Genomic DNA, 15,838 nt, shown 5'->3' on the forward strand with positions numbered 1-15,838 from the left:
TCCGGGGATCTCAGACTTGGGCGCCGTAGGCAGCCAGTGTCTGGATGATCTCTTCAGGCATAGATTGTTCCATGGCGAATTGCAGGGGGGAAATCCCCTTTTCCTGACGGACATTGGGATCTGCCCCGTGCCCCAGCAGAATCTTGATGACTGCCGGGTTGGCACTGTAAACGGCTGCCCATAGGGGAGTGTCTCCGGACGGAGTGGTGTGGTTGATATCCGCTCCTGCCGCAATGAGGAGGCGGACCATTTCCGGGTTGACGTCCGTCCATGTGGCGCGGAAGAGAGGTGTCTCCCCCGCTTTGTTGATCGCATTGACTTTGGCTCCGGCTTCCAAGAGAAGCTGAGCGGAAAGAAGGGCATTGTCGTCCGGCGTACCGGCTACCCAGTGCAATGGCGTGTTTTTCCCGAAATCAAGGCTATTGGGATCGGCTCCGGCAGCTAGAAGAAGTTGGGTCGATTCGGCTCCCCCGGTCATATGCAGGGCCATAACGCCTTCTTCATCGGCCCGGTGTTTGATATCGGCTCCGTATTTGAGCAGTTCGCCGACAATCATGAAGGCATTTTTGGATGCCGCAAGGATCAGAGGCGTGTATCCGCACGAATCCGGGCTATTCAAGGGAACTCCTATTTTCAGAAGGTAAAGGGCGGTTTGCGGAAGATCCATTGCCGCGGCAATGTGAAGGTTGCGGATTTGTCCCCGGGAATTACAGCGTGGTGCATGTACCTGGAGGCTGTTTTTCAGCTGGGTCAGGGCGTCCATATCGTGCTTCTTGTATTCCGGGTAATTGTCGTAATCTCCCCAAGCGTTTTTCTGGATGCTTTCAAGGCGATCGGATATTTCTTCAAGAAGAGAGCTAGTGGAAGCATTGCTGGGGCGCATAGCGCTGGATCATAACGGGTTTCTCCGGATTCTCAAGTGGAAACAGTAGAGCAGAACCAAGCTATAATAAAAAACAGGGTTGCCTGAAAAGGCAACCCTGTGGGAATGATACTGATGCTTTTGTCTCGATTTTAGGCGAAAGCCTTGATCAGGGACTGGCGCATGGCTTCGAGTTCCTTGGGCAGCTTGGAACCGACCTTGTCGAAAAGTTCGGTTTGGCTTGCCAGTTCAGCCTGCCATTCGCTCTTGTTGAGCTGCATGTTGGTGGCGAACGTTTCTTCGGAGTAATCGAGGCCGGTCTTGTCGAGTTCGGCATAGGAAGGGGAAACACCGAGGGTGGTTTCCGTTCCTGTTGCCTGGCCCTTGGCGCGGCGAAGGATCCAGTCGAGAACGCGCATGTTGTCGCCGAAGCCCGGCCAGATGAAGTTGCCGTCCTTATCCTTGCGGAACCAGTTGACGTTGAAAATCAAAGGCGGGTTTTTAACGGTCTTGCCCATGTCAAGCCAGTGTTGCCAGTAGTCACCGACATGGTAGCCGATGAAGGGAAGCATGGCCATCGGGTCGCGACGAACCTGACCGATCTGGCCAAAGGCTGCTGCGGTCATTTCGGAACCCATCGTGGCTCCGACATAGACACCGTGTTCCCAGCTACGGCTCTGGAAGATCAGAGGCATCGTGGTGGCGCGGCGACCGCCGAACAGAATGGCGGACAGGGAAACGCCTTCCGGATTCTGCCATTCGGGATCAATCGTCGGGCACTGGTAGGCGGGAGCGGTGAATCGGGCGTTCGGGTGAGCGCACTTGCGTCCGCAGTCCGGAGTCCAGTCATTACCCTGCCAGTCGATGGCGTGAGCGGGAGCTTCTCCGTCCATACCTTCCCACCAGACATCGCCGTCATCGGTCAGGCCGACGTTCGTGAAGATGACGTTCTTCTTGATGGTTTCCATGGCGATCGGGTTGGTCTTGTAAGACGTGCCCGGAGCTACGCCGAAGTAGCCGTTTTCAGGATTGATGGCGTGGAATGTGCCGTCTTCATGAGGCCAGATCCAAGCGATGTCGTCACCGACGATAGAGGTTTTCCAACCGGCTTCACGATAGGAAGCGGGGGGAACAAGCATGGCAAGGTTGGTTTTGCCGCAGGCAGACGGGAAAGCACCGCCGACATAAACTTTTTCACCCGTGGGGGATTCGATGCCCAGGAGCAGCATGTGTTCGGCCATCCACTTGTTCTTACGAGCAATGGAAGAAGCGATGCGGAGAGCAAGGCACTTCTTGCCGAGCAAAGCGTTGCCGCCGTAACCGGAACCGAAGGACCAGATTTCCTGGGTTTCAGGGAAGTGGCAGATGTATTTTTCTTCGTTGCAGGGCCAGGAAACGTCAACTTTACCGGGTTCCAGCGGGGAACCGACTGTGTGGAGGCAGGGAACGAACGTACCGTAGCCGTCGCGCTTCGGGTTGCCGCCGCCTTGGGTTTCGTCTTCGAGGCGCTTGAGAACTTCAGCGCCAACCTTGGCCATAATGCGCATGTTCACGACAACGTAGGGGCTGTCGGTGATTTCGATGCCGATTTTGGCGAGGGGGGAATCAAGCGGGCCCATGCAGAAGGGGATGATGTACATGGTACGACCCTTCATGCAGCCTTTGAAGAGGCCGCGGAGAGTTTCCTTCATCTTGACGGGGTCTGCCCAGTGGTTGGTCGGGCCGGCGTCTTCTTCCTTTTCGGAGCAGATGAACGTCCGATCTTCGACGCGAGCGACGTCGGAAGGGGTGGAACGAGCCAGGAAGCAGCCGGGGCGTTTTTCCTGATTCAGTTTGATAAATGTGCCCTTTTGGACCATCATTTCGCAAAGTTCATCATTTTCTTCTTGAGAACCGTTGCACCAATAGATGGAGTCGGGCGTACAAAGTTGGGCGATTTCTTCGACCCACTTCTTAGCAGCTTCGTGAGTGGTACCAGTCAATTTCATGGCAAACCAAGGATAAACCTTTTTTTCGGTTTTGGCAAGCTTGCGCTGTTGACCTATTGTGGCATCATACCGGGACGCTATGCCGTCCGATGTGTATTGTCTTGCAGCAGAAGAGTAAGAGATGGCTGCCCGGAGTTTTTCCTCCGGGACGGATTCAGGCAACAGGCTTGTTTTTCCGGTCTGAGATGCCCAATCTGGCACGGAAGAGGTACCAGAGTTTTTGGAAAGTGTTCAGACGGTACCTTTTGGCATAGATGTGGAAGCCGTCTGTTTGCATCTTGGCGAGGATATTGCCGTAGATGAGAGCCATGGCTTGTGCCGGAATGAGGGCGTTACGATCCTGTAGAGACAGGTGGTTGTAAAGGTCTTCCGCCTTCTGGAAAAATTGTCCGGCAAGTTCTGCCTCGTATTGGAGAAGAGCCTGGAGGTTGGGGGAGTGGATACCGTTGGCGATGTCCTGGATGGTGTATTGGAATCGTTTCAGGTCTTCTTCCGGAAGATAAATCCTGCCGTGCCGATTATAATCTTCGGAGATGTCGCGGATAATATTAACCATCTGCAAGGCATGTCCCATGGCGATGGCATAGGGGAAAGCGGCTTCGGTGGCTCCCAGAATGCGTGCGCTTGTCAACCCGACGCAAGAAGCGACGCAGTAGGTATATTCAAGCAGTTCCTCCCGGGTTTTGGGCTGGACGGGATTGATGTCGGCACGGCATCCCGCGATGAGTTTCATCATCGGGGTGATGTCCAGATCCAGTTCGGAGATGAGGCGGGCAACGTCTCCTTCCAGTTCATTGAGATCAGAGGCGTTACCATTGACGACCTGCTCCCAGCGGTCCAGGGCGGCATGGCGTTCTTCCGGCGTCATGCCAGGTTCGTCCACAATGTCATCGACAGTGCGGCAAAAGGCGTAGAATTCCGCCATGTGGCGGCGTTCGGTTTCTGGGAGGTCAATCAGGGCGAAGGCCAGGTTGGATTGGGCCTTGCGGGTAATTTCTGCGGCTTGGGACATGGACGAAGGACTCAGGGGATAAGTCCCCAATGGCTTGTAAAGGGCCACAGGGCAAAGGCAGCCGGGCCGACGATATTGTATTGTGATACAGGTCCCCAGTAACGTGAGTCGAGTGAACTCGTTGTGTTGTCACCGAGGGCTGCATATTGATTGAGGAGAGGATTTTGCCGGTTTTCCTTCAGGCGGAGAGATTGCCCTTCTGCCAGGAAGCATCGAATGGGCAGGTTGGTTCTGGCGTCAATGATCTGAATGACGGGATTGTAACCGACAGGATTATAGGGAGGTTTGCAGGCTTCGACTCGGCGGATGGTCCATGAATCGGGATTTTTACCGTTGATCAGGAGATTTGGACGGTTAATGGTAAGGGTTTGTCCGGGCAGACCGCAGAGGCGCTTGACGTAGTGGGTGGCATTGGCCTGGTCTCCGGTATAGGACTTCAGGGGAATGATTCCGTTGGTGTTAAAGACGAAGACTTCTCCCAGTTTCGGTTTGCGGAAATGATAGGATATTTTGTCCACCAGGATGAGATCCCCCGCATCAATGCGGGCCTTGATGATAGTTTCGCCAGGAGTGAAAGATGCGAATTTGGTGCCTTTGGTGCGGACAAAGTATTCGGAGACTTCATTTTGAGCCGATGGGATATCAATGGTTGCCCCAGTGTTAAAAACGATTGTCGTACGTGTGAAGAGAAGCCATTTGGTGGACTGGCGGTAACCGACAATGGTTTGGTGCGTATCGGCTTTTTCGTCAACGTAGGAACTTCCCAGAGTGACGGCATCGGCAAGGCGAGTCAGGATGCCCGGTTCTTCATCGCAGGAGATTACGCGGATGCCGTTGAGCGAAGGATACATGGATCCGGTCGGGATGCGGAAGGGTTGGACGATGTAATCTTTGATGCCGAGGAAGATGACGAGAATGACAAACAGGACTTCCACGTTTTCCGCCAAAGAGGATGTGGAGGATCCGGGCAGAGCGTCGATGACTGTTTCAAGTTTGTTGGCATCAGTGATGGACTCTTCCTTGTTCCAGACGAGGAGGCTGGCTTTCAGCTTGGAAATCATCCCTTCAATATGCCGGATTTTTTCGGCAGGCAGAATATCCCTCTTGTAGTTGACGTATTTGGTTGCTCCGTTGCAAATAAGCAAAGCCTTCCTTCTCCATTTCGGTAAAAACCATGCCAGGCAATAGTCGAGGATAAAGTTGATGATTTGACGGAGAAAGGTCACGATGCGATGATGTGGGATGCTGGAGAAAGATAAAAGCACAAATTTCCGTCAAGGCAATCCCATCTTTCCCGGATTGAGAATATTTTGAGGATCGAGAGCGCGTTTTAGTCGGCTATGGAGTTCAAAGACCGGGGAACCGACTGCTTCCGGAAACCATTTGGCTTTGGCCAATCCAATGCCATGTTCCCCTGTAATGGTGCCTTCATGGGCAAGCACCCATTGGAAAAGGCGGTCGACGCAGGAATCCGCCTGTTTTTTTTGTTCGGGTTCTTTGTAGTTTTCCACCATGATATTGGTGTGGATGTTGCCGTCGCCGGAGTGGCCGAAACAAGCTATTTGCATACCGGTTTCCCGTTGAAGGCTTTGGCAGAATTCGACCAATTCGACGAGGCGGGAACGCGGGATGACAATGTCTTCATTGAGTTTCGTCATTCCGGTAGCTTTCAGACTGTAAGAGAATTCCCTGCGCAGCTGCCAGATGTTTTCAACGGCTTCTTCCGAAATGGCTTGGTCGATTTTGATGGCGCCGAGATTGTGGACGAGTTGCCGGATTTCACGGAGTTCCTGTTCGAGTCCGGCTTGCCGTCCGTCGATTTCTACAATGAGATGCCCCCGGGCTGCGGAGGGCAGGGCGTCGGAACGGAGGTACTCTCGTGCGGCGTTGAGGGTGAAGCTGTCCGTAATTTCCAGAGCGGATGGCAGGTGACCGGCATTGAGAATATCCTGGACGGCTCGTGCGGCCGTGGGGAAGGAATCGAAGCTGACGCTTAATGCCATGCGTGCCTGAGGATGGGGAATGAGGCGCAGGGTGGCTTCCGTGATGATGCCGAGCATTCCCTCCGAACCGATGAACAGGGAGGTAAGATCGAAGCCTGACTTGTTCTTGTGCGTCCGGCCTCCGCACCGGATGATCTCCCCATTAGCGAGGACGACGGTAAGGCCGAGGACATAGGCACGTGTGACGCCGTATTTGAGACATCTGGGGCCACCGGCGTTTGTTGCGATGTTGCCGCCGATTGTGCATTCTTTCCGTGATGCGGGGTCGGGAGGATAGAACCACCCGGCTGCATCGGCCTGGTTCTGGAGGTCGGCTGTGATGACGTTGGGCTGGACAACGGCGACCCCATCTTCCGGATTAAGTTCCAGAATACGGTTCATGCGTTCCATGGAAAGGAGGATGCCTCCTCGTATGGGAACGCATCCTCCAACGTAACCGACGCCTCCCCCCCGAGCTGTTACGGGAATGGAGGCCGCCGATGCGATTTGCATAATGGAAGAGACTTCCTGCGTACTACCGGGCAGGACGACTGCATCCGGCATGCGGGAAGCGTACCATTTGTCTCCGGATCGGGCTTGCCGGGCGTCATCGTCGGTGAGGACGGCGGCGTTGCCGAGCAAGGATCGGAGTTCGTCAATCCAGCTCATGTTTCCGGGGCGGAGTGGATTATTTGAGAACAGGCGCAGTGAAATTTTCGGGACGGTGGAAGTCCGGTTCGCCATTGAGGTCGTCCGTAGTTGTCAGGAAGAGTTGTTCCGGACTGTTGAGGATGAAGGCGGCTGCCAGTTTGCAATGGCGGATGTCAACGCCGGTCAACGATGCAAGAGGGATTTTAGCCATGGTTGTCCAGGCTCCGTCTTCTCCGGTGTAGAGGGTCTCTATTCCTTGAGGAGCAGGGATATTGTCGTTTTTCGTGCGGACGTCGGAGAAGGCGCAGGCCCACCATGCTCCATTGGGGGCGAGGTTGAACTCCCAATAATTGGTGCTATCATCGGCAGCCATGAACCATTCGGCAACATCGTATTTCCAGAGCTCTTCCTGGAATTGGCCCGGCCCGGATTCGGGATGGACGGTGCAGGGTGTTTCTCGGGAGGCGAGGAACCACAGGTCGGTTCCGTCTGTGGCAAAGCAGTATTGAGCGGAGGGATCAACGTCAAAACCGAACCAGTCGTTGACGATTTCTTGGCGGGGAAGTTCGGCGAGGCGTTCAAACGAACCGGGGAAAGCCCATTGGTGCACGATGATTTGCATGCTGTTACCATGGCGCGTTCTTTGCGTATAGGTCAAGCATGATGTGCGCAAATCGTTGTGGATTCCTGACATTCACCCTGATATAAAAAGAGTGGCAATGAAAATTTATGACCAGAATCCGATTCCTCTCAGTGACGGCATGCAACGTCCTGACTACGGTGTTGTGTTCATTGGCGGGTTTGGCGACAAATGGCTGGGGATTATGCATGGATTGTGGCGACGATTTGACGGCTTTGATGTCCCCGGAAGCTGGGTTTCCGGATATTACCACTGGGATGGAGATGGCTGGGGGCTGGCTGGTGACAGATGCGATCGCATTGCCTTTGATCTGGAACGGCTGCTGGATCGTTTTCCTGAAACGCACCTTGTCCTGATTGGCCATAGCTACGGAGGGAGCGCTTCCATGCAGGTAGCCCGGCTTTTACAACATGATGCATGCCGGCTGGACGTGCTGACCATTGATGCGGTGAGTCGTCGCCAGACATCGGATCGGGCGCAGGGTGTCGGATTGTGGATTAATACGTATTTATCCCGAGGAGGAGGATGGCTGGATATCGTTCCCCGTATAGGTGGGAGATGGGGGGAATGCGAGGAGGCCGATGTCAACTTGGCCTATGACGGTACCATTTGCGTACCCGGTCGCGGGTTGCTGTATTCCCACCGGGATCCCGCAAGTATGATGGATGAGTCTCCTGTAGGCGATGCCAGCCCGGTGGAAATGCTGGCGGCAAGAGTGATGTCCGGTACTCGGCAGGTGAACGAAGAAGATTGAATAAAAGGAGGACAAGAGATGAATGACGATATGAAATCATTGCTTGACAATGAAGATCTTAATGAAAAAATTTTCTTCCCGGTGACATATGAAATGGAGAATTCCTACCCGGTTCGGGTGGATGACACCTGTACGTTGCACTGTAAATATATCTGTTACCCCGGAGTAAAGAGAGCTGTCGTTATATTTTACGGGAACGGGGAATGTGCCGAAAGTTATGCTGAATCCGAATTAGTCGAAGAGATTACCAGAGCCGGTAGCTGGAATTGTTTCATTGCCGAGTATCGCGGCTACGGGATGTCGACCGGCAGGTTGAATATTGTCAATGTGCTCAGCGATGCCGGGAAGGTGATGGAGGCCGTGGCGCAGGAAGGAAACGGGAAAATTGTCGTTTTTGGCCGGTCTCTGGGTGGATTCTCGGCCATTCAGAGTATCTCCTGTTGTCCGGGAGTCTCCGGGGTGATCCTTGAAAGCGCCTATAGTTGCTTGTCGGACTTCATTGCCAAACGCTGGCCGCTGACGAACAACGAAAAGCAGGGACTTGATGATTTTTTCAATTACCCGGAGAAGGTAAAGGATTATCACAATCCTGTCTTGCTGATTCATGGATTGCGAGATACTTTAGTACCTTTTCGGCATTGCACGGCTCTTCATCAATTGTTCGAGGGACGCTCCGAGAGGGTGATCATGTTTTCTGCCAGAGGAGGGCATAACAATGTCTTTCAGATGAACTCGGAAAGTTATCTGGGGCATGTCCGACGTTTTCTCAGGTTCGTGGGCTAGGCTGCCTATTCTGTATGTCAGACATGATGAAACGGATATTGTCCCAGAGCTGGACGAAATGAGGCCAAAGCATGTAAACCACCCATGCCAGGACGCCCAGGATTGCAATTCCCAGAATGGCGGATATCAGGATCCAGTTCCGGGCATTGCGCGAATATTTTTGCGCAGCCTCCCAGTTATTATCGGCAAGGGCTTCGTTGCATTTTTTCGCTTCCCGGATGGCGAAAAAGGCCGTTGGAAAAAGGAAGAGGCTGACGAAAATCGCCGGAACCAGGTGAGACTTGATCGTTGATGGATGGATATTCCTGTTCATGGCGTTTGCCTGTATATCTATCCGAAAAATCCCTCTTTTGCAAATAAGGATTGCGAACTGGAAAAACTGTGTCAAAAATAGCCGCGCCTTCCAACTTATCCTTATATGAAAATTATCAGTGGTACTGCACACAGGGAACTTTCCGAGAGCATTGCGCAGCATGCTGGGACACCGTTGACCGATGTGACGGTCAATACGTTTCCCGATGGCGAAAGCTGGGTTAAAATCAACGAAAACATTCGCGGGAAGGACGTCTTCCTGATCCAGCCGACCTGCCCTCCGAAGACCAACCATAACCTCATGGAACTTTGCGTCATGGTTGATGCCGCTCGTCGGGCTAGTGCCGGTCGGATTACGGCCGTTATTCCGTTTTTTGGCTATGCTCGCCAGGATCGCAAGGATCAGCCCCGCGTTCCCATTACAGCCAAGTTGGTGGCGAACCTGCTGACGGCATCAGGCGTAGACCGTGTATTGACGATGGATTTACATGCTGCCCAGATTCAAGGGTTTTTCGATATCCCCGTCGATCATCTGTATGCCAAGCCCGTCTTGATCAAACACTTGCGCGAACACTTCATGCAGGATATGCAGAATCTCGTCGTAGTCTCTCCCGACGTAGGAGGCGTCAAGACTGCCCGAAGCTATGCTATGGCTCTGGGTGCTCCCCTCGCCATTGTGGCTAAAAACCGCGTCAATGCAACGCAAGTGGAAGCGATGAACGTCATTGGCGATGTTGCCGGCCGCAATGTCCTGCTGGTGGATGACATGACTGAAACGGCCGGGACTCTTTGTGCCGCCGCCAAGATTCTCAAGGAACACGGTGCCCAGCGCGTTTTCGCCTGTGTGACGCACGGCGTGCTTGGAGATATGGCTCGCGAACGCCTTGCCAATTCCGAAATCGAACGCCTGCTGACAACCGACACCGTACCTCAAGCCAAAGGGGATAAGGTGGACACTGTCAGCGTTGGCAATCTGCTCGCTCAGGCTGTCAGACGCATTCATGACGGAGAATCTGTATCATCTTTGTTTGACTTTTAATCGAATCTGGTGCAGATTCCTGCCCCCGGCCCGGTCGCAACTGCGGGTGCGGATCATTTAATCGGCGGAATTCTGCACCGAACCTGACGTCGAAAACAACTTAACTCCAACGATCGATCTTATAATAACATGGCTACGACTCATACTCTCAAAGCCGAAACGCGCACTACCATCGGTTCCGGCAAGCTGAACCAACTTCGCAAGTCCGGTCTTGTCCCGGCCGTGGTGTACGGTGTCGGATGCGACAATGTCAATATTCAGGTGAATGCCCGCGAATTTGCCCAGATGCTTTCCGAAGCTTCTTCCGCCCATTTCCTGGTTGACCTTCAGATTGACGGTACATCCAAGCTCTCTCTTCTGCAGGAAGTTCAGCACAACGCTCTTACCGGCGAAGACATGCACATCGACTTCCTTGCCGTGAATGATAATACGGACATCAATTCCGTTGTTCCGATCGTCCTTGTCGGCGAAGCTGCCGGAGCTGCCCAAGGTGGCCTTCTCGACCAAACGATGCACGAATTGCACATCCACTGTAAAGTGAAGGATTTGCCCGAAGTGATCGAAGTAGACGTGACTTCCCTGGCTCTTGGCGGGGTTCTCCGTCTTGCCGATGTCAAACTGCCTAAGGGTGTGACTACTCCCGTTCATGGTGATACCCCTGTTGCCGTTGTGGAAGCTCCTGCCGGTAGTGAGGAAGAAGAAACTCCGGCTCCGGCCGCCGAATAAATCGGAAATATTCCAATTTTACAAGCCTGGGACTGTTTTTTACAGTTCCAGGCTTTTTCTTGTGGCGTCATGACGGTTTTTTTGTATAGTAGTCTATCACAAACTACCAAAATTATCATCTACGCTATGAAACGTTTCGTCCTGCCAACACTTCTCCTTGCGACACCTCTGGTTTTTGCCGATGAAATCCACATGGTGGACGGTACTGTTTACAAGGATTGTACCATTGAATTGGAAACACCCAAGGAAGTATCATTTGTGGTCCCCATTAGTAAAACCATCAAGGATACCAAGACGGTGGCCCGTGATCAGATCAAGGAAATTATCAAAAGTACGCCTGACGAGCTTGAACTGAGTAAGCTTGAACGCCGTTACGACCAGCCGGACTCCTTGACTCCCGATGTCGTCAAGGAAGGCAAGGAAGCCTTGGACAAGTTTGTCGAAAAATACCCCAAGTCTAAGAAATTAGAAGAAGCCAAGGCGTTGCAAAGCAAACTGGGAGATATTCTCAAGAAGAATGAAGAAGCTGCAGCCAAGGCGGCAGCCGAAGCCAAGGCCAACGAACCGACTGAGGAGGAAATGCTCCGATTCCGTTACGACATCGAGGCCAATCGTCTCCTGGATTCTATGAAGGCTCATGTCAAGGCTCAGGATCCCTATGCCGCCATGCAGGTTTTTGACAACCTGAAGCAGAAGTATGCCGGATCGAAGGCTTTTGTGGAAGCTTATCCGGTAGCTGCCCAGATTGCCAAGCAAATGAAGGTGAATCTGGCCAAGATGATCAAGGAAGGTGAAGCCCGCAAGGATGCCGAAGATAAAAAGGAACGCGCACAGGATGCAAAGGCCAGAACTCTGACTACGGAACAGAAAGAAGCCTACCAGAAGAAGAGATCCCTCAAACGCGCCAAAGATGCGGAAAACAAGAAGAAGTACATGGAGTTTGCCACTAAGCTTCGTGAAAAACGCATCCGCTGGTTCAAACCGGTACCGACTTATCTTCCTTCTCTCGAAGATTTGCTTCGCGTAGCGACGGCCGATGCCGACTCTCTTGGAATGGATTTGGCTGAAACCATGCCGGAAGCCGGCAAGGCTACGGATGCTTTCAAGGCTGCCTGGGAAAACGTCGATAACAAGCAGTTTACCGAGGCTAGTGAACAGCTTTCCATCATCCGCAGTACTCGTGTGGATAAGGAATACATTGAAGCTCTTGAAGATGTTATTGTTGCCGGCAAGCAGAAAGAACGCGACGACGCTCGTGCCGCCCGCGAAGCCGAAGCCAAGAAGAGGCTTGAAGAACGCCGCAAACAAATTGAAGAACGCCGTAAAAAGAGCAGTCAGCTTAAACAACTTGAAGAGCAGTTCAAGAACAAGAAAGATGGCAAGAAAGGGGAAGAACCTGCTCCTGCCAAGGCTGATGATGCCAAGAAGGATTGATCCGTCAAAGCTCTTGCGGAAACTTTCCGCCTTTCATTTCATGGACATATTTCCCGGATTCCCGGGGGATATGTCCGTTTCCGCTTTTATTGGAGAAGAATATGGTATAAGAAACCCTCATGAGACAGGACGCACGCAAAAGGACGACGGGAGAAACCGATATTGCCCTGGAAGTGAATCTTGATGGAACCGGATGCGGGGCCATTGCTACGGGACACGCCTTTTTTGATCACATGCTCAATCTAGTGGCTCGCCATTCATTGATGGATCTCAAGATCGATGCCCGGGGAGATTTGGATGTCGATGCGCACCATACCGTCGAGGATGTAGCGATTGTCCTCGGCGACTGTATTCGCACGGCTCTGGGTGATAAGAAGGGTATTGTCCGTTATGGATGTGCCTACATACCCATGGACGAAACTCTTTGCCGCGTCGTGATCGATTTGAGCAACCGTCCTTACCTTTCCTTCCGCATCCCCGAAACAGGTCTTCCGGATGCCCCTAACTTTCCGTTGACGCTGTGTGAAGAATTTTGCAGAGCATTCGCCAATAACCTTCGCTGCAATCTGCATGTCGAAGTGTTTTACGGCAGGGATGGACACCACATTGCGGAATCCGTCTTCAAGGGCATTGCCCGTGCCTTGCGGGAAGCCGTGTCCGTCGATCCTAGGACGCGCGATCTTGTTCCGTCCACCAAGGGAACCTTGTAAAGAATCCTTCTATGAAACTCGGCGTTATCGATTATGGAGCGGGCAATCTCAGAAGTGTTTGCAATAGCTTCCGGGCTGCAGGTTATGAAGGTTCCCTGATCCGGTCGGAAGAAGACATGGCGGGACTGACCCACTTGGTTCTGCCCGGTGTCGGGGCTTTTGGAGATTGCATGGAGAAACTCCATGCACAGGGACTGGTTACTCCTATTCGTACGTGGATTGAGCAGGACAAGCCTTTCCTCGGTATTTGCATCGGGTATCAGGTTTTATTCGAATCCGGTGAAGAAACGCCGGGAGTGGCCGGACTGGGCATCTTCAAAGGACAGGTGGTACGCTTCCCGGAAATGGGGCTCAAGGTTCCTCACATGGGGTGGAACAGTGTTCAACTGTGCGACAAGAGGGATCCTTTGTGGCGAGGTATGGGAGATAATCCCTATTTCTATTACGTCCACTCTTATTATCCTTGTCCCGAAGATCACGACCTGATTGCCGCGACAACGACATACGGCATTCCCTTTGCCTCCGCAATTCGCTGCGGACGTTTGACTGCTACCCAATTCCATCCGGAGAAGAGCCAGCGCCTCGGCATGCTGCTGCTCAAAAACTTCATGAACCTTTGAGCGTTATCCTCTCTTTTTCCCGTCCGGGACGTCAGGAAAAGGCGGAAAGGATAACGTTATGAATATCTTCCGGGCGGACGATATCCGGAGTGCCTGGAGGTGCGATGCAGAGCGGCCTGTCCGGTTCATCGACCAGATCACTGCCGTGGGAACCGCGTACTAAGTTGCCGTTCAAAGGAATAACTTCCAGAAGAGCACGGAATCCCAGCTTTTTTTTCAAGAGGAATGAACCGATATTGAGTTTCGGGCAATGCAGGGAGGGATCCAGGAATAATTCGGCGGGATCATACCCCGGTTTCCGGTGGATATCCACACAACGGGCAAAGTCCGGGGCGTGGATATCGTCGTCCCAGTAATAGTAGGAAAACCATGCGTCCGCCTCGGCAACGGCTACGAGATCGGCATGGCGTTCGGCTGTGACTTGTGGAAGAGCATCCGGATTTACTTGGCGAATGTCGGCGATGCCGGACGTCTCTTTCAACAGACGGATGACCTCCTCCTTCAGTGATTTGTCATTGATGTAAATGTGGGCGGTTTGATGGTCGGCAATGGCGAAAACGTGTGAGGCTCCGCAGTCCAGCATGTCGCGGTTCATTTCGTTCCTGACGGTGATCCAGCCTTTCTTGCGGAACAGGCGGTTCAGGGCGATATCCCGGCGAACGGGGGAGAGCCCGTATTCGCTGAGAACGATGGGGATGACTCCCCGGGTTTCGTAAAATTCGATCAGGTCGGCGGCCAGATTGTCCGCTTCTCTGATGGCTGGACGGGCCTCGGGAGTATCGGGCCCAAAGCGTTGCAAGTCGTAGTCCAGATGGGGGAGATAAACCAGGCTCAAGTCGGGCTTGTAGCGGTTCTCCGTCCAGATGGCTGCCTCGGAGATCCATTTCGAAGAAGGTAATCCTGCCGCCGGTCCCCAGAAGAAGGGGAAGGGGAAACGGCCCAGATCCTTCTGGACGTCTTCCCTCAAGTTCATGGGCGTTGTATAGATATCGAACACTTTGCGCCCATCGGCGGGATACATCGGACGCGGCGTCATGCTCCAGTTGACGTCCGAGTACATGTTATACCACCAGAACAACTTGGCACAGGTGAAATTTTCTCCGAATTTCCGGCGAAGGGTTTCCCATATTTTTTCACCTTGCACCAGTTTGTCGGACTGCTTCCAGAACTGCACTTCGCACATGGTGCGGTGGTACCATCCATTGCCCGTGATTCCGTGTTGCTCCGGAGAGAGACCTGTCAAATATGTGCTTTGCGCTGTGCAGGTAACGGCGGGAAAGGAAGGACGGAAGGAACTCGTTTTCTTCGTGGCGGCCCAGGCGGACAATCGGGGCATGCCGGGCAGAATACGCCGGGAGAGACCGACCAGATCGATAACGGCAACGCGAGGACGGGATGAATCCATGTCAGGAATATGAGGCACGAATGCCTCTTGAGTCCACCTTTCAATTTGTAATATCGCGAAAATGAGTCATCATAACCGGCATGCAACGTCATGATAATCGCCAGACGGACCAGCTCCGTCCCGTCTCCTTCGTTCCCGGCATCGCCCCGAATGCCACGGCATCCGTTCTCGTTTCCTTCGGCAATACGAAAGTGATTTGTGCCGTGACTATTGAGGACGATGTTCCCCGCTGGATGAAGATTCAGAAGGTCGAGGGAGGATGGCTGACCGCTGAATACTCCATGCTTCCTTATTCGACGCTTGATCGCAAGAAACGTGACATTAGTTCCGGCAAGCTTGACGGCAGATCCAGCGAGATCCAGCGCCTGATCGGCCGTTCCCTGCGTGCAGCCGTTGATCTTGTTAAGATCGGACAGCGCACGATCTGGATCGACTGCGATGTTTTACAGGCGGATGGCGGAACTCGTACGGCTTCCATTACAGGGGCTTCCGTTGCTTTGTCCATTGCTCTGAACAAACTTGTCGCTGACGGTAAACTGCCGGAAAATCCCATGAAACGGCTCGTTTCCGCTATTTCCGTAGGTATGCTGGAAGGTACCCCTCTGCTGGATCTCTGCTATGTAGAAGACAAGGATGCCGACGTTGATATGAACCTCGTCATGACTGATCGCGGCGAATTTGTGGAAATCCAGGGATCCGGTGAAGAAGCCGTCTTCACGGAAGAAGAAATGGAAGCTCTTCTCAAGCTGGGACGTCAAGGGATCCGGGAATTGACAGAATTGCAAAGGAAAGCGATAGCAGAGGCGGATCGCCCCGATCCTGAGGCGCTCGCTTCGTTGAAGGATTGTTTTTCGCCTCGTGCGTGATTTTGATAAGAATTGACTTGTCTAAGCGAAGAAATCTTTGTAGCGTAAATGAAA

Annotated in this window: 16 protein-coding genes; 8 read left to right on the forward strand and 8 right to left on the reverse strand. The window is 53.0% G+C overall.

What is annotated here, in order from left to right:
- Nucleotides 1–10 precede the first annotated feature (10 nt).
- From QET40_RS07995 to QET40_RS08020, 6 genes are all read right to left on the reverse strand, one after another.
- A complete protein-coding gene (locus tag QET40_RS07995) occupies nt 11–883 on the reverse strand; it encodes an ankyrin repeat domain-containing protein (protein ID WP_280126645.1) in 873 nt (290 codons plus the stop codon).
- Between the two features lie 131 nt (nt 884–1,014).
- Entirely contained in the window at nt 1,015–3,051 is a 2,037-nt protein-coding gene (locus tag QET40_RS08000) for a phosphoenolpyruvate carboxykinase (GTP) (protein WP_280126646.1), read from the reverse strand.
- Nucleotides 3,005–3,862 (reverse strand): phytoene/squalene synthase family protein, encoded by an 858-nt coding sequence (locus tag QET40_RS08005; protein WP_280126647.1) that lies wholly within the window; start codon nt 3,860–3,862, stop codon nt 3,005–3,007. The genes QET40_RS08000 and QET40_RS08005 overlap by 47 nt, the downstream gene beginning before the upstream one ends.
- Before the next feature lie 11 nt (nt 3,863–3,873).
- The gene (lepB, locus tag QET40_RS08010) at nt 3,874–5,088 is read right to left on the reverse strand and encodes a signal peptidase I (RefSeq protein WP_280126648.1); all 1,215 of its coding nucleotides are present in this window, start codon (nt 5,086–5,088) and stop codon (nt 3,874–3,876) included.
- 48 nt (nt 5,089–5,136) lie between these two features.
- Nucleotides 5,137–6,513, reverse strand: coding sequence for an FAD-linked oxidase C-terminal domain-containing protein (locus QET40_RS08015; protein WP_280126649.1), 1,377 nt, complete (start codon nt 6,511–6,513; stop codon nt 5,137–5,139).
- Between the two features lie 19 nt (nt 6,514–6,532).
- Nucleotides 6,533–7,117 carry a hypothetical protein gene (locus QET40_RS08020; RefSeq protein ID WP_280126650.1) on the reverse strand — a complete coding sequence of 195 codons (585 nt, stop codon included), beginning with the start codon at nt 7,115–7,117 and terminating at the stop codon, nt 6,533–6,535.
- Nucleotides 7,118–7,256: 139 nt separating this feature from the next.
- Here QET40_RS08020 and QET40_RS08025 point away from each other — a divergent pair, with 139 nt between their 5' ends.
- Together QET40_RS08025 and QET40_RS08030 are read left to right on the forward strand one after the other, a co-directional pair.
- Nucleotides 7,257–7,889 carry an alpha/beta hydrolase gene (locus QET40_RS08025; protein ID WP_280126651.1) on the forward strand — a complete coding sequence of 211 codons (633 nt, stop codon included), beginning with the start codon at nt 7,257–7,259 and terminating at the stop codon, nt 7,887–7,889.
- Nucleotides 7,890–7,919: 30 nt separating this feature from the next.
- Nucleotides 7,920–8,672, forward strand: coding sequence for an alpha/beta hydrolase (locus tag QET40_RS08030; protein WP_280126652.1), 753 nt, complete (start codon nt 7,920–7,922; stop codon nt 8,670–8,672).
- Here the strand turns inward: QET40_RS08030 and QET40_RS08035 are convergent.
- Complete coding sequence (locus QET40_RS08035) at nt 8,656–8,985, reverse strand: CD225/dispanin family protein (RefSeq protein ID WP_280126653.1); 330 nt, start codon at nt 8,983–8,985, stop codon at nt 8,656–8,658. The genes QET40_RS08030 and QET40_RS08035 overlap by 17 nt on opposite strands.
- 105 nt (nt 8,986–9,090) lie before the next feature.
- Here QET40_RS08035 and QET40_RS08040 point away from each other — a divergent pair, with 105 nt between their 5' ends.
- From QET40_RS08040 to hisH, 5 genes are all read left to right on the forward strand, one after another.
- Nucleotides 9,091–10,023, forward strand: a complete 933-nt coding sequence (locus QET40_RS08040; protein ID WP_280126654.1) for a ribose-phosphate pyrophosphokinase — start codon at nt 9,091–9,093, stop codon at nt 10,021–10,023.
- Nucleotides 10,024–10,152: 129 nt separating this feature from the next.
- Nucleotides 10,153–10,749: a 50S ribosomal protein L25 gene (locus QET40_RS08045; RefSeq protein WP_280126655.1), complete on the forward strand. Its 597-nt coding sequence runs from the start codon at nt 10,153–10,155 to the stop codon at nt 10,747–10,749.
- A gap of 126 nt (nt 10,750–10,875) precedes the next feature.
- Nucleotides 10,876–12,183 carry a hypothetical protein gene (locus tag QET40_RS08050; RefSeq protein ID WP_280126656.1) on the forward strand — a complete coding sequence of 436 codons (1,308 nt, stop codon included), beginning with the start codon at nt 10,876–10,878 and terminating at the stop codon, nt 12,181–12,183.
- A gap of 119 nt (nt 12,184–12,302) precedes the next feature.
- Nucleotides 12,303–12,893, forward strand: coding sequence for an imidazoleglycerol-phosphate dehydratase HisB (hisB, locus tag QET40_RS08055; RefSeq protein WP_280126657.1), 591 nt, complete (start codon nt 12,303–12,305; stop codon nt 12,891–12,893).
- 11 nt (nt 12,894–12,904) lie between these two features.
- A complete protein-coding gene (gene hisH, locus QET40_RS08060; protein ID WP_280126658.1) occupies nt 12,905–13,513 on the forward strand; it encodes an imidazole glycerol phosphate synthase subunit HisH in 609 nt (202 codons plus the stop codon).
- A 31-nt stretch (nt 13,514–13,544) separates the two neighbouring features.
- Here the strand turns inward: hisH and QET40_RS08065 are convergent, their stop codons facing one another.
- Nucleotides 13,545–14,918, reverse strand: coding sequence for an alkaline phosphatase family protein (locus tag QET40_RS08065; RefSeq protein ID WP_280126659.1), 1,374 nt, complete (start codon nt 14,916–14,918; stop codon nt 13,545–13,547).
- Between the two features lie 80 nt (nt 14,919–14,998).
- On the opposite strand from QET40_RS08065, the gene rph reads away from it, so the two are divergent.
- Complete coding sequence (gene rph / locus QET40_RS08070) at nt 14,999–15,784, forward strand: ribonuclease PH (protein ID WP_280126660.1); 786 nt, start codon at nt 14,999–15,001, stop codon at nt 15,782–15,784.
- Nucleotides 15,785–15,838: the final 54 nt, after the last annotated feature.

The sequence above is a fragment of the Akkermansia sp. N21169 genome (assembly GCF_029854675.1).
In the GTDB taxonomy this organism is placed as follows: Bacteria; Verrucomicrobiota; Verrucomicrobiia; order Verrucomicrobiales; family Akkermansiaceae; genus Akkermansia.